Here is a 14,257-nt window from a genome sequence, read left to right as displayed (position 1 = left end):
TGAACCGCCGGGCGGCGGTTCCGGGCTTGGGGTTGAAGGGCTGCGGGTTAAAGTGCTTGCTGATTGCAGGGCTAGCGGGCTGCCTGCGCAGCGGTTTTCTGCGCAGCTGCGCGCAGTGGCCGGAAGGCTTCGCGCAGTTCTTCGCTGAACAGTTGCGGTTGCTCCCATGCCGCAAAATGACCGCCCTTGCTGACTTCACTGAAGTAGGCCAGCGACGGATAGGCGCGCTGCGACCAGACTTTCGGCGCCCGGTAGATTTCGTGCGGAAACACAGTGATCGCCACCGGCACCTTGATGTCGGCAGTCTTCTGCGCGGCGGCGCTGAAGTTATTGTTGTTGTTCTCCCAGTAGAAACGGGAGGACGACGCCCCGCTGTCGGTCAGCCAGTACAGGCTGATGTCATCGAGCATTTCATCGCGGCTCAGGACTTTCTCGGGCTGACCGTCGCTGTCGGTCCACGCGGCAAATTTTTCGTACATCCAGGCTGCCGTGCCGGCGGGCGAGTCGGCCAGCAGATAACCGATGGTCTGCGGCCGGGTCACCATCATCGCGCCGTAGGCAGCGTTGCGGCCGAAGAACTGGCTCAGCGAGTTGAAGGCCGTCACCTCCGGCGTGGTCAGCCCGGCCGGGGCCGGGTCGCCGCTGTTGATCGGTTTGACCAGTTCCGGCGGTACGGTGGCCGGCATGTTCAGGTGGATGCCCAGCAATCCGGGCGGTGCCAGGCGACCCAGTGCATCGGAAATCACCGAACCGTGATCGCCGCCCTGGGACACGTAATGGCTGTAGCCCAGACGTTTCATCAACACATCCCAGGCCTTCGCCACCCGGTCGGGGCCCCAGCCGAGCTCGGTCGGTTTGCCGGAAAATCCATGGCCGGGAATCGACGGGATAACCACGTCGAACGAGTCCTCGACCTTGCCGCCATAGGCCACGGGATCGGTCAGCGGGCCGATGGTCTTGAGGAATTCGAACTGCGAACCCGGCCAGCCGTGGGTGAGGATCAGTGGCATCGCATTGGGATTGCGCGAACGCACATGGATGAACTGGATGTCGACGCCGTCGATGGTGGTCACGAACTCCGGCAAGGCGTTGAGCTTCGCTTCGGCCTTGCGCCAGTCGTAGCCGTCGCCCCAATACTTCACCAACGCCTGGACCTGCGCCAATTGCACACCTTGGGACACATCGCTGACCGTTTCCTTGTCCGGCCAGCGAGTGTCGGCGATGCGTTTGCGCAGGTCGCTCAGTTTCGCTTCGTCCACATGGATGGTGTACGGGCGAATGGCTTGCGACGGATCTGCGGCCCAGACGCCGCTGCTGCCTGCGAGAACGGCAAGGCCGAGCGCCCCGCCCCTGATGGATGACGCCAGGCAATGGCGCCAGGTAAGACCGGACGAAAGCGCAACCATGATGGATCTCCTTGTAGTCATTATTCGAAAGGCATCGCCAATCGGATCAGACCACTGCGCTGGCACCGGGGCGATTACACGATGGTGTCGGTCGATACCTTGGTATGACGCGCTGGCCCGGCACGCAAAATCGCGCTCGAACTCAGCAGCGGTTAACGGGCAGAATGCGGCGGGGAAAAGACCCATTTGAATCACAGAGCGGAACAAGGATTGCGGATGCGTGGGGAAACAGCGCTCGAACGCCTGAGCGGCACACCATCGTCCACCTCGCCGTGGTGGGTGATCGGGCTGTGCATGCTGTTCAACGTGATCGACGGACTCGACGTGATGGCCATGGCCTTCACCGCCAGCCGGGTTGCGGCCGAATGGGCGTTGAGCGGCGCGCAACTGGGCCTGTTGTTGAGCGCAAGCCTGGTCGGGATGGCGCTCGGTTCGCTGCTGGCCGCGCCCAGGGCCGACCGTTTCGGGCGCAGGCCTTTGTTGCTCGCCGGCCTGCTGCTCAGCGGCCTGAGCATGTTGCTGTCGTTCTGGAGCCCGGATCATCACGTGTTGATGTTCCTGCGGTTGCTGACCGGCATCGGCACGGGGGCGGTGCTGGTGGGGGCGAATGTGCTGACGTTCGAGCACGCCGGCCCGCAGCGACGCAATCTGGCGATCGCACTGCAATCCCTTGCCTTCGCCATGGGCGCCAGCCTGGGCGGGGTGCTGGCGCATGTACTCAATGATTTGATGGGCTGGCGGTATGTCTTTCTGGCCGGGGGTTGCATCACGCTGGCGGCGGCGTTGGTCGGTGTCTTCTGGCTGCGTGAGTCGCCGTCATTTCTGGCACTTGAACACCGCGCGCCTGCTCCTCCACTGTTGCCGAACAACGCCAGCCGGCCGTTTTTGCCCGGTCAGTGGCAACAGACCACATCGCTGGCACTGGCACTCTTTCTGTTGATGTTCTGCTTTTACTTCGTGATGAGCTGGACGCCGGCCCTGTTGGTCGACAATGGCTTTACCGACCAACAAGGCGCCCGGATCGGGATGCTGTTGGCGCTGGGTGGCATGCTCGGCGCGCTGTTGCTGGGACTGACAGCCAATCGTTTCGGCTGCCGGCGATTGCTGTCGGGTTTCCTGCTGCTCGACGCCGCCCTGCTGCCACTGATGGTGCCGGCCTCTCACGTACCCGGTGTAGCTGCGCTCGTGGCGGTTACGCTCGGCCTGATGCTCAACGGTGCAGTCGCAGCCCTGTATGTCCTGGCTCCTCAAGCGTTCTGCACCTCGGTTCGTACGACCGGTGTCGGCGTGGTGCTGGGGATGGGACGTCTGGGGGCGATCATTTCGCCGCTGGTCGCCGGTTTTCTGCTGGATGCCGGATGGACCGCACAACACCTGTTCACGTTTTTCGCCGGTAGCCAGGTGTTGGCGGCCCTGCTGATCTGGCGTGGCACTAAGGGACGATGATCAGCTTGCCCGTCGTGTTGCGCGACTCGATATCAATATGGGCCTGTTGTGCTTCGTCCAGCGAATAACGCTTGCCGATGAAGGTTTTCAGCTTGCCGGCGCTGACCCACGCGAACAGTTGCCGGGATTTTTCCAGCAGCACCTCGCGATCGCGCACGTAGTGCATGACCGAGGGATACGTCAGCTTGATGCTGCGCGGCATGCTGAAGATATCGATCGGCGGTGTCGGATTCATGAACGGTCCGTACAAGGCCAGGGTGCCGAAGTAGTCCAACATCTCCAGCGAGTCGGCGAAACCTTCCGCGCCCGTGCCGTCGTACACCACATTCACCCGCTGCCCCTCGGTCAGGCGCATGACCTGTCCGGCAATGTTTTGCGCCCGTCCGATCACAACATAGTCAGCCCCGGCCGCGAGCACCGCTTCCACCTTGTCGGCGTGAGACACCCGGCCAATGACCTTGCCGCCCCGCAGTTTGATCATCTGAGTCAGCATCAGCCCCACGCCCCCCGCCGCCGCGTGCACGAAGGCCACGTCACCCGGCTGGATCGCATGCACCTTGTCCACCAGATTGCTGGCGGTCAGGCCCTGCATCATCAGGCTGGCAGCGGTGCTGAAGTCGATATCGTCCGGCAACGGCACCAACTGGCTGACCGGGGCGATCACCTGTTCAGCGTAGCTGCCCGGCACGTAATGCCAGGCCACGCGGTCACCGACAGCGAACTCCGTCACCTGCGGGCCGCTGGCCAGAACGACGCCGGCACCTTCTGCACCCAGTGTCAACGGTAGCTCCCACGCGGCACCGAGCCCGCGTCGGGCACCGGTGTCCATGAAATTGATACCTGCCGCCATGACCTTGACCACGACCTGTCCGGGCCCCGGTTCCGCCAGTTGAATGTCCTGCACCGTCAAGACTTCAGGCCCGCCAAAGGCCTCGATTACCACTGCTTTCATAATGTTCTGCCCTGTCATCGGGACGACCGGTCCTGCTGCCTTTCGGGAGGCAGGAGCGCGGACGTCACGTTGCTTTCACTCAACGTCGAAGGACGTTGAAACCAGGGCCAAGGCTGCGCCGCGGATGTATCCCGGCGGTTTCGCCAACCGGGCGCTTTGCATGCTTGTATGGCTGGAGGGGCCGTAGATACAGTGGCTTACAAAAGCGCCACTGTGATGTCCGTCGCAGTGTGCGATGGCAGCAGATATTCGCCTCGGGCGACACCAAAGTATGATGGGCGAGTGCCATCCGAAGGCGCATCTTTGTTCAACGGTGACTGCACACAATGAGAATCGGTATGACGAACGAGCAGGAGCGCGTCATCGAGGACGGTCCAGACCGCGGCAGTGACGCGACCATGCCAGCGCCGGGGGTCGACTCGATCATCGACAGCATCCCGGCCATGGTCGCCTTCATGACACCTTCCGGTGAACTGGAACAGGTCAACCGGCAAATCATGGATTACATCGGCGCCCCACTCCATGAACTGAAAAAATGGCAGGCCGGCGAAACCGTGCACCCGGACGACCTGCCCTCGGTCATCGCCGCGTGGATGCATTCGGTCGGCACCGGCACACCCTATGAGATCGAGCATCGCATTCGCCGCGCCGACGGTGTCTATCGCTGGTTCCACGTGCGCGGCCTGCCAATCAGAGACAGCGAAGGCACCATCACACGCTGGTGCGTGCTGCAAGTCGATATTGATGAGCGCCGGCGGGACAAGGCTTTGATCGCCAGTGCTCTGGCCGAAGTCAGTGCGTCGGAAGAACGCCTGCGCGGGATCATCGACGCCGTTCCCGGTTTTGTCTGGAGTGCCTCGCCGGAAGGCAGCGTCGGTTTCGTCAATCAACGCTGGTGCGATTACACCGGCATGTCCCTCGAACAAGCCTGCGGTGATGGCTGGACAGCGTCCATCCACCCGGACGACGCACCAGGCCTGGCAGGCTATTGGCAAGCGCTTCTGCAATCGGGCAGCGCCGGCGAATACGAGGCTCGACTGAAACGCTTCGACGGCGTTTACCGCTGGTTTCTGATTCGCGCCGTGCCCCAGCGCGACGATACGGGGCGGGTCGTGCGCTGGTATGGCGAGAACACCGACATCGAAGACCGTAAACGGGCGGAAGTCTTTCTGGCCAAGGCCCAACGCCTGAGTGCCACCGGCACGTTTTCCTGGCGGGTGAGCACCGACGAAATCACCTGGTCAGACGAGGTCTACCGCATCCTTGAACTGGACCCGGACACGCCGCCAGGTTTCGAGGCGATCTATCGCCGCGTGCACCCGGACGATATCTCCAGCCATCGGGAAATGATCAAGCGCCAACGCCGCAAGGGGCGCGACTTCGAACACGAGCACCGGCTGCTGATGCCCGACGGCACGGTGAAATACGTGCGACTGGTGGCCCACTCGATCCCCCTTGCGCCCGACGGTTTCGAATACATCGCCGCCCTGCAGGACATCACCCAGCGCCGGCTCGCCGAAGAAGTCTTGAGCAAGGCGCGCTCGGAACTGACGCATCTGGCCAGAGTCGCCAGCCTCGGCGCGGTCACGGCGTCGATTGCCCACGAGGTCAATCAACCGCTGGCCGGCATCATCACCAACGCCAGCACCTGCCTGCGCATGCTCGGCGCCGACCCGCCGAATGTCGATGGCGCCCGGGAAACCGCGCGCCGCACCATTCGCGATGGCAATCGCGCGGCCGATGTGATCAATCGACTGCGGGCGCTGTTCTCGAAAAAAAGCATCACGATCGAGGACGTCAATCTGAATGACGCGGCACGGGAAGTCATCGCCATGCTATTGGGCGAGCTGCAACGCAACGGCGTGGTGCTGCATCCACAATTTGCCGAAGCCCTGCCGTTGGTCAGGGGTGACCGGGTCCAGCTGCAGCAGGTGATCCTCAACCTGATCATGAACGCCGCCGAGGCCATGAGTGCGGTCCACGGCCGGCCCCGGCAATTGATCGTCAGCACCGGGCTTGGCGCGGACGAGAACGTTTACCTGGCGGTGAAGGACAGCGGCAACGGCGTCGATCCGCAGGACATCGAGCGCATTTTCAATGCGTTCTACACCACCAAAAGCTCGGGCATGGGCGTCGGTCTGTCCATCAGTCGCTCGATCATCGAGCGCCACGACGGCAAACTCTGGGCCAGCGCCAACAGCGGCCCGGGTACGACGTTTACCTTTGCCATCCCGCATTCGACGGACTTGCCGCAAACCGCTAACCGCGACCTCGCCGATCGCACCGTGGAGAATGATTGATGGGTACGCCTTTGCTCGTATCGGTGGTCGATGACGACGAATCGGTTCGTGAATCACTGCCAGACCTGATCAAGGAGTTCGGTTTTGCCGTCCAGGCGTTTGCCTCGGCGCACGCGTTTCTGGCATCGCCCTATCTGGACCTGACCCATTGCCTGATTCTCGACGTGGCCATGCCGGGGATGTCGGGCCCGGATCTGCAACGGGAGCTGCTGCGCCGTGGCTATCGCATTCCGGTGATTTTCATCACCGCGCACGGCGACGTCAGTGAACAGGCGAAGCTGCTGAACGGTGGCGCGGTGGAGTGCCTGTTCAAACCGTTCAGCGAAGCCCAATTGCTCAAGGCCCTGAGCGCCGCGCTGCCCGTCGACTGAGCGTGAAGCCGAACAGAACAAGGAATCGACATGTTGAACGCGAATAACGCCTCGGCCCTTACCCGTGGAGCATTACCGATGAGTGATGTCACGCCCGTCGTCTTCGTTGTCGATGACGATATTTCCGTGCGCGAGTCGCTGGAACTGATGATCCGCTTCGCCGGTTGGCAGCCACGGCTGTTCGAGTCGGCACAGGATTTTCTCGACGCGCCCAGAGCGCTGGTGCCCAGTTGCCTGGTACTGGACATCAACCTGCCCGACCTGAGCGGCCTGGATCTGCAGACCGCCCTGGCTGACGAACGCTACAACATGCCGATCATCTTCATCACCGGGTACGGCGATATTCCGCGCACGGTGCGGGCGTTGAAGGCCGGTGCGGTGGAGTTTCTGACCAAGCCGTTCAACGATGACGTGATTCTCGGCGCCATGGCCGATGCGCTGCAAAGCAGTCGTATGGCGCTGGAGGGAGAAAAGAATCTGCGTGCACTGCTTGAGGCTTACAAGACCCTGACGCCGCGCGAGCAGGAAATCATGGCTTCGGTGGTCAGCGGGCGACTCAACAAACTGATTGCCGCCGACCTCAACATCAGCGAAATCACCGTCAAGGCCCATCGCGGCAAGGTCATGCGCAAGATGAAGGCCCGTTCGCTGGCGGACCTGGTGAAAATGGCCGCCCTGATTACGCCGGAGTAGCGGGCAGGCTCTGCCAGAAATTTTCCAGCCGACGCAGATCAAGGCTGTCGAAGCCTTCCGAAGCCCGCTCGCGACAGGCGCCGAGCAACGTCCGGGCCTGATCCGGCTGACCCTGTTCAAGCCAGAAACGGGCAAGATCCATCGTTGACCGCAACTCCCACGCCCAGGCGCCCTGCTCGCGGCTCAACGCGATGGAATCCTCAAGAACGGCCAGCATGACTTGTTCATCTTCGGCCAGCATGACTTGTTCATCTTCGGCCCGGATGACCTTGAGAATACCGGCCTTGATCCGCAGTAACTCCGGCAGCGCAAAGGCATCACCGCTTTGCCGGCAGTGAGCGATGGTGCCGTCAACCAGCGTCAGTGCCTTTTGGTGTTGGCCAGCCAGCATCAGGCCTTCGGCCAGTGCGATTTCAAATGAGGTCGTGAGCAGTTCGTAACGCATGCTGCGCAACCGCGCCAGACTTTCTTCCAGCATGGCAACTGCATCCCCCGGCTCCTCGGCGCGGATGGCGATCGCCGCGCGCAACCCGTGGCAGGCGGCAATGTAGGGGCCGAGTGCGTTGGTTTCGGCGATGGCGCTGAACCGCTCAAGGCTCGCGGTGGCCTTCGCCAGATCACCGGTCCAGATATAGATGCACAAGATCCAGACCATGGCGATGCAGTAGGTGACCGGATGCTGCAACGCCGACGCTTCGGCCTCGATCTGCTCGGCCCAGCGTCGCGCCTGGTCGGGATAGCCCAGCAGCCACAGCGAGCGCGCCAGCGCCAGCCCCGTGCGATTGCGGTGATCGAAGCCGTAGTAAATCGTGTTGCTGGGATGGGACGGCAAGCTGTTGCGCAACGAGCTTTCCAGTTCCTGACGGGCCAGACGCTGGTTGCCGAGCAGATGATGGGAGATGCCGGTCAGCGATGAGGCAATCGCGATGGCGGCAGGCTCGTTGAGGATATTGCCGACCACGGCCGCCTGCTCCGCCCAGGCCAGCGACGAAGGGAAATCACCGATGCGCTCGTAGAAGATCTGCAAGCGGCCCAGCAACCTCAGTTGTGAGCCGTAGTCATTCAGCGCGACGGCGATGTCCTGCGCCCGGAGCAAGGCCTTTTCTGCGGCTTCGCTGTTGCCTCGGGTGAACATCAGGACCAGGCCGAGTGCGGCTTGCAATTCCATTTCGGTCGGCGTGCCGTAGTAACCCAGCTCCAGCAGTTCCACCGCCCGAGAGCACCAGGTGCGGCACTCGACCAGCAAGGAAAAATGCAGGAACAACGGCGCGCTCGCAGCCGCCAGCGGCAACGCCAGACCCGGATCGCCGTGGGGGCCGAAGCTCCATTCCAACGCACCGCGAACATTGCCCAACTGACTGGCGAGACGCGCCGAGTGGCGGAAAATCTCGTCAGGGGAAGTCCCGAGATGCCCGAGCAAATCCATGTAAAACGCCGCGTGGCGGAACGCCAGCGCATTGACCTCGGCCTCTCCCCGCGCCGTCAATTTCTCCCGGGCGTAGGCGCGCGTCATCTCCAGCAAGCGATACGAATCCGTCGAGTCGCTGTGATCGACCGTGACCAGTCCCTTGCACACCAGATCATCGAGGATCGCGGCCGTTGTGGCGCTTTCGTGTTGCGATTCGGCAACTACCTGCGCGGCTGCCTCTTGGGAAAACGGCCCGACGAAGACCGAAAACCGCTCCAGCGCCAGACGCTCTTGCGGCGACAGCAGGTCATAGCTCCAGTCGAGCATGGCACGCAGGGTCTGATGGCGCGGCACCGCTGTTCTGCGCCCCGACCAGCTCAGCGAGAAGCGCTCGCCGAGCAGTGCATGGGTGGCCTTCAGTCCGTGGCTGGCGACCCGCATCGCCGCCAGTTCGATCGGCAACGCCATGCCCTCCAGCCGCTGGCAAATGTCCGCAATCATTTGCCCGCCGCCCGCTTCCAGCAGCAGCGTGGCATTGCTCAACGACGCGCGTTCGACAAACAGCTTGATGGCCGGGAATGCCAGCAACTCCTCAACGCCGAGGTGTTGCGGCTCACGGGGAAATTCCAGTGGATTGAGCCAGTGCACGTATTCGCCACGCACCCGCAGCGGCTCGCGACTGGTGGCCAGAACCCCGACCTCCGGCGCGGTGTCGCTGATCTGTTCCAGAAGGATCGACACCGCGTCGATCAGGTGTTCGCAATTGTCGATCACCAGCATCAACCGCTGCTCGCGCAAATGCGCGAGCAGGACGAACATCGGGTCTTCGGCCTGCACCGGGATGTCCAGCGATCGGGCCAGTGCCGATGGCACCAGCGCGCAGTCTTCCACTTGTGCCAGATCGACGAAGCTGACGCGCTCGTAGCCTTGGGCGGCGATGCGGTGCGCCACTTCGATGGCCAGGCTGGTCTTGCCGACGCCGCCGGGGCCGACGATGGTGAACAACCTCGGTTGCTGCATATGGTCGATGACCAGTTGCAGATCGGTCTCGCGGCCGATCAGTCTGGCCCGTGGCGGCAGACTGCAGACGCCCTCTGTAGCTCGGGTCGCGATGGGCGCCGGGTGCACAGCGGTCTGTTTTCTTTCCAGCGGCGCGACGAAGGCATACCCCACGCCCACCTGGGTCGCGATGTAACGTGCCTGCTCCTCGCCATCCCCGAGAATCCGCCGCAGGCCGGTCATATGGAAACGCAGACTGCCTTCGGCCACCACACTGTCGGGCCACACCTTGTCGATCAGGTCGTACTTGGACAGCACCCGCCCCGGCTGCTCGAGCAAGGCGATCAACAGATCCAGCGCCCGTCCGCCGATCTCGACCGCCACCCCGTTGCGGGTCAGCAGACGTTTGCCTGGAACGACGCAGAACGGTCCAAAAATGAATTGGGTCGTGAGGGATTCGTGCAATGCGTCCGGAAAAGACTCCACGAGGATCGATCTCTCTAAAAAACGTAAGGGGCGAAGCCGGTTACAGACAGCCGGCGCAGGCGCTTTGCATCATAGGAGTTTTGCACCGCCGTTCAAGCACGGCACCGGCAGAGTGAGAACCTCACCCCTTTATTTCACCCTTGCGAATGGCAATTTTGATGGCCTGAGCAGTGGTGGCCACACCCAGATGCCGACGCGCCGAACGCAGGTGATTTTCCACCGTGCGCCCGGACAAGCCGAGTGTGGCGGCGATGTCGGCCTGCCGGCGACCGGCAGCAACCCACGCCAGCACTTCGCGCTCGCGGGTCGAGAGTTTTCCGGCCGTCTCGTCCAGCGGCGCTTCGAGCAAGCGTCGGGCGGAGAAAAACGCCACCGAGGCGAGCATGCCCAGCGCCAGACGAACCCGCGCCGAGGCATCGATCTGTTCGCCACCCAGGCTCATGGCGCCTTCAAGCCCTTGCGGGCCGAAGACCGGAATCTGCAAGCCATGCACGCCCGGGCCGCTTGGCACGCGAACCAGCCGATACAGTTCGCCGCTTTGCTCCTGCACCTTGCTCCAGAAGAAGGATTCGCGGGCGTCCAACAGGTGGCGAGTCACTGGGCAGCGCTGAACGTAGGTCTCGGCGTCGACGCCAGTACCATCACCAAACCAGTCGCCTTCCACCCAGTAAATGCGCTCGACCACGTCCTCCGACGCCGAGGTGGCGGAGAACAGGACGAACCGATCGTAACCATAGGCCCCGGCGAAACTGCGAACGGCCTTCTGGATCGCCACTAGCGTGAGCGCCGCCGCGATGTCGAGGGCGGCGCGCAAGAGTGCCTCGGCAGGTCCGGAGCTCACCCCGACGTGACCTCTTTGAGGAGCGCGGCCGCCGCCAGTTTGCCCAGTGCGTTGCCCGCCAGCGGACTGTCACCGGTCAGCAGTTTGCGATCCTGAAGCGTGGCCCCGGAAATGTCCTGGTTAGTGATTTCCACACCGAGCGCCTGCAACTGCTCGCCGAATTTCCAGGTCAGGTGGCCGGGCATGTAACCGATGTCGGGGGTCGTCGCGTCCAGGGCATCGGGAAAGGCGCAAATCCGGTAACCGTTGAAGATGCACGAGTCTTTTGTTTCACCGAGGCCGGCCGCCAGCAACGCCGCCGGGCCGTGGCACAGGGTAATGACGAATTTGTCCTTGGCGACGGCCCATTGCAGAACCTTCTTCACGTCCTCGCTTTCCGGCAGGCCGATCAGCGCACCGTGCCCGCCGGGAATAAACACGCCGATGTAATCCGAGCCCTCGCCCAGCGCTTCTTCGATCACTTGGGACAGCTTGAGCGGACGCTTGAACTGATCGCGATATTGCTCGTAGAAGCCCTTCACTTCGGCATCTTCGGAGGGCATGGCCCAGAATTCGAACTTGACCGGATTGCCCGACAGCGTCGCGACGTCGAAGCCGAAACCGGCCTTGTTCAGGTGATACATCGGCAGCAAGGTTTCAACCGGGTGATTGCCCGTGGAGAACATCGTGCCGTTGTCGGTCAACAGATAGCGCTCGTCCGCGCCGATCATCAGAATCTTCCAGCGCCCGCCCTTGTAACCGTTGGGATACTCGGCATCACTGAGATCGGATTTGGGCGAAGTGAACTGGCTGAGGGAGTACGGCGAGGGGAAAAACGCGTTGTCCTCGGCCGGATCGGGGGTTGGGCGCTTGTCGTCAGTCTGCGTGGTAGCCATGGTGCTCTCCATCGAGTGGGTCAACGTCGGAGTTCATGCTAGTAAGGCGTCAGCGTTACAACAATGAGGGTTTTCCCTCAAAAGATCACGCACTGAACCTGCGGCCCCTCAATGTGATCGATAAGTGGCAGAATCCCCGCAACTGATGATTTCGGAGACCCCCAATGCTTCGCCTGTTTGAACAACGGCTCGACCCCTTCCCGCCCGACGAAGCGCCGCCACCGCCGGTCGGTCTGGCGCGATTCCTGTGGGCCTGCACCCGCGGTGCTCGCGGTTATATCCTCGCGCTGGCACTGCTCAGTGCCGGTGTGTCGATCTACGAAGCCTGGTTGTTTTCCTTTTTGGGTCAGGTCGTGGATCTGCTCTCGACCTGGCAGGCCGGCGGCAATGTGAACGGACAGGAGAGCCGCGTGCTGTGGGGCATCGGCATCGTGTTGCTGACCAGCGTCGGGCTGGTGGCGCTGCGCACGATGGTTCAGCATCAGGTGTTGGCGATCAATCTGCCGCTGCGTCTGCGCTGGGATTTCCATCGGCTGATGCTGCGGCAGAGCCTTTCGTTCTTTTCCGACGAGTTTTCCGGTCGGGTCACGACCAAGGTGATGCAGACGGCGCTGGCCGTGCGCGAGGTGCTGTTCACCGTCATCGAAATCGCACCGGGTATCGGCGTCTATTTCATTGCGATCATCGCCCTGGCCGGCGGCTTCGCCCTGAAACTCATGCTGCCGTTCATTGCCTGGGTCGCGCTGTTCGGGCTGGCGATGCTGTATTTCGTACCGCGCCTGGGCCAGGTCGGCCAGGAACAGGCCCATGCGCGCTCGTCGATGACGGGCCGGGTGTCGGACGCCTACACCAATATCACCACCGTCAAACTGTTCTCCCACTCCAAACGTGAAGCGCATTTTGCGCGCGCGGCAATGGAGGATTTCAAGCAGACCGGTTTCCGCCAGATGCGTCTGGTCAGCCAGTTCGAGATCGTCAATCAGGCGCTGGTGGTCGGGCTGATCATGGGCGCCGGCGGCTACGCCTTGTGGCTGTGGCATCAGGGCGAAGTCGGCACCGGGGCCGTGGCGGCGATCACGGCCATGGCGCTGCGCATCAATGGCATGTCGCACTGGATCATGTGGCAGATGACGTCGCTGTTCGAAAACATCGGCACGGTGCAGGACGGCATGGGCACCCTGACCCGTGGCCCCAAGGTCCAGGATGCGCCGGACGCCGGCGTGCTGGCGCCTTCCGGCGGCGCCGTGGAATTCGACAACGTCAGCTTCAACTACAACGGCGAACGCCAGGTGCTCGACGGCTTGAGCCTGAGCATCCGACCGGGGGAAAAAATCGGTCTGGTGGGCCGCTCCGGTGCCGGTAAATCCACGCTGATCAATCTGCTGCTGCGCTTCTATGACGTGGATCGCGGCGAGATTCGCATCGACGGGCAAAACATCGCGCGGGTGACACAGGACAGTCTGCGCAGCGCGATCGGCATGGTCACTCAGGACACGTCCCTGCTGCACCGCTCGATTCGCGACAACATCGCCTACGGCCGACCGGACGCGACCGACGAACAGATCCAGCGTGCTGCGGCCAACGCCCAGGCCGCCGGCTTCATCAACCAGCTCAGCGACCGCCAGGGCCACACCGGCTACGACACCCTGGTGGGCGAGCGCGGCATCAAGCTTTCCGGTGGCCAGCGCCAGCGCATTGCCATTGCCCGGGTGATGCTCAAGAACGCGCCGATCCTTCTACTAGACGAAGCGACAAGCGCCCTGGATTCCGAAGTCGAAGTCGCGATCCAGGAAAGCCTCGATGAGATGATGCAGGGCAAGACCGTGATCGCGATTGCGCATCGACTGTCGACGATTGCGGCGATGGATCGACTGATTGTCATGGATGAGGGGCGCATCATCGAGCAAGGCACCCACACGGAACTGTTGGCGAAGAACGGTACCTATGCGCGACTTTGGCAGCATCAGAGTGGCGGGTTTCTGGGTGAGGATCAGGGACTGACCGAGGCGATGGATCAGGCGTAAACGGTGCTGCCCCGGTACTGCCGGGGCAGACGACGAGGGCTCAGACGCTCGAGTGGGTGTGGTAGATCTTGCTGACGATCGTCCACTTGCCTTCCACCTTCAGCAGGTTGAAGAAGTCGGTGAAACGGAACCCCGACACGTTGTCGGTATCGACCTGGGCACTCGCAGCCGTGCCGACGATATCGATGCGAACGATGGCGGCTTCGGCTTCGGGGGATGGACGGAACGCGCTGTCGATGACGTCATACAGATTCTGGATCGCGCCGCCGACGAGCTTGCCGTCGTCAACCCCGAACATGGTCGCCTGCGCATTGAACGCGGGCTTCATCAAGGCGCTGTCAGCCTTTGCTCCCCCTTCGTTGTACTGGCTGAGCACTTCGACGATTGCGTTGTATTCCTGCACGTAAGTTGGATGGCTCATGATGAACTCCTGTGTGCTGTGAATGTTTTTTCAAT

At 62.5% G+C, this 14,257-nt stretch carries 11 protein-coding genes; 5 read left to right on the top strand and 6 right to left on the bottom strand.

Going from position 1 to position 14,257, the window contains the following annotated elements:
- Nucleotides 1-71: 71 nt before the first annotated feature.
- Nucleotides 72-1,406 carry an epoxide hydrolase family protein gene (locus tag QLG12_RS14330; RefSeq protein ID WP_282474755.1) on the bottom strand — a complete coding sequence of 445 codons (1,335 nt, stop codon included), beginning with the start codon at nt 1,404-1,406 and terminating at the stop codon, nt 72-74.
- Nucleotides 1,407-1,622: 216 nt separating this feature from the next.
- On the opposite strand from QLG12_RS14330, the gene QLG12_RS14325 reads away from it, so the two are divergent.
- Complete coding sequence (locus QLG12_RS14325; protein ID WP_282474754.1) at nt 1,623-2,852, top strand: MFS transporter; 1,230 nt, start codon at nt 1,623-1,625, stop codon at nt 2,850-2,852.
- Here QLG12_RS14325 and QLG12_RS14320 read toward each other — a convergent pair.
- On the bottom strand, nt 2,839-3,804 hold the full coding sequence (locus QLG12_RS14320; RefSeq protein ID WP_282474753.1) for a quinone oxidoreductase: 966 nt from the start codon (nt 3,802-3,804) through the stop codon (nt 2,839-2,841). The genes QLG12_RS14325 and QLG12_RS14320 overlap by 14 nt on opposite strands.
- A gap of 338 nt (nt 3,805-4,142) precedes the next feature.
- On the opposite strand from QLG12_RS14320, the gene QLG12_RS14315 reads away from it, so the two are divergent.
- The 3 genes from QLG12_RS14315 (at nt 4,143) to QLG12_RS14305 (ending at nt 7,168) form a co-directional block, all read left to right on the top strand.
- Nucleotides 4,143-6,104 carry a PAS domain-containing protein gene (locus QLG12_RS14315; protein WP_282474752.1) on the top strand — a complete coding sequence of 654 codons (1,962 nt, stop codon included), beginning with the start codon at nt 4,143-4,145 and terminating at the stop codon, nt 6,102-6,104.
- Entirely contained in the window at nt 6,104-6,475 is a 372-nt protein-coding gene (locus tag QLG12_RS14310; protein ID WP_197870785.1) for a response regulator, read from the top strand. The genes QLG12_RS14315 and QLG12_RS14310 overlap by 1 nt, the downstream gene beginning before the upstream one ends.
- A 78-nt stretch (nt 6,476-6,553) precedes the next feature.
- Nucleotides 6,554-7,168, top strand: coding sequence for a response regulator (locus tag QLG12_RS14305; RefSeq protein ID WP_236194801.1), 615 nt, complete (start codon nt 6,554-6,556; stop codon nt 7,166-7,168).
- Here the strand turns inward: QLG12_RS14305 and QLG12_RS14300 are convergent.
- The 3 genes from QLG12_RS14300 to hchA all read right to left on the bottom strand — a co-directional run bounded on the left by QLG12_RS14300 (nt 7,155) and on the right by hchA (nt 11,777).
- Nucleotides 7,155-10,061, bottom strand: a complete 2,907-nt coding sequence (locus tag QLG12_RS14300; RefSeq protein WP_282474751.1) for a winged helix-turn-helix domain-containing protein — start codon at nt 10,059-10,061, stop codon at nt 7,155-7,157. The genes QLG12_RS14305 and QLG12_RS14300 overlap by 14 nt on opposite strands.
- Before the next feature lie 121 nt (nt 10,062-10,182).
- Nucleotides 10,183-10,902: a PA1136 family autoinducer-binding transcriptional regulator gene (locus tag QLG12_RS14295; protein ID WP_282474750.1), complete on the bottom strand. Its 720-nt coding sequence runs from the start codon at nt 10,900-10,902 to the stop codon at nt 10,183-10,185.
- Nucleotides 10,899-11,777 (bottom strand): glyoxalase III HchA, encoded by an 879-nt coding sequence (gene hchA / locus QLG12_RS14290; protein WP_282474749.1) that lies wholly within the window; start codon nt 11,775-11,777, stop codon nt 10,899-10,901. Before hchA ends, QLG12_RS14295 begins: the two co-directional genes overlap by 4 nt.
- Nucleotides 11,778-11,941: 164 nt before the next feature.
- Between hchA and QLG12_RS14285 the strand changes: the two genes are divergently transcribed.
- Nucleotides 11,942-13,801 carry an ABC transporter ATP-binding protein gene (locus QLG12_RS14285; protein ID WP_197870788.1) on the top strand — a complete coding sequence of 620 codons (1,860 nt, stop codon included), beginning with the start codon at nt 11,942-11,944 and terminating at the stop codon, nt 13,799-13,801.
- 40 nt (nt 13,802-13,841) lie between these two features.
- On the opposite strand, the gene QLG12_RS14280 is transcribed toward QLG12_RS14285, so the two are convergent.
- Nucleotides 13,842-14,222 carry a nuclear transport factor 2 family protein gene (locus QLG12_RS14280; protein ID WP_197870790.1) on the bottom strand — a complete coding sequence of 127 codons (381 nt, stop codon included), beginning with the start codon at nt 14,220-14,222 and terminating at the stop codon, nt 13,842-13,844.
- Nucleotides 14,223-14,257 lie beyond the last annotated feature (35 nt).

The organism is Pseudomonas sp. V88_4, from assembly GCF_029967985.1.
GTDB lineage: Bacteria > Pseudomonadota > Gammaproteobacteria > Pseudomonadales > Pseudomonadaceae > Aquipseudomonas > Aquipseudomonas glycinae.
The sequence above is the reverse complement of the archived record's forward strand: the minus strand, read 5'-3'. Positions and strand labels throughout refer to the sequence as shown.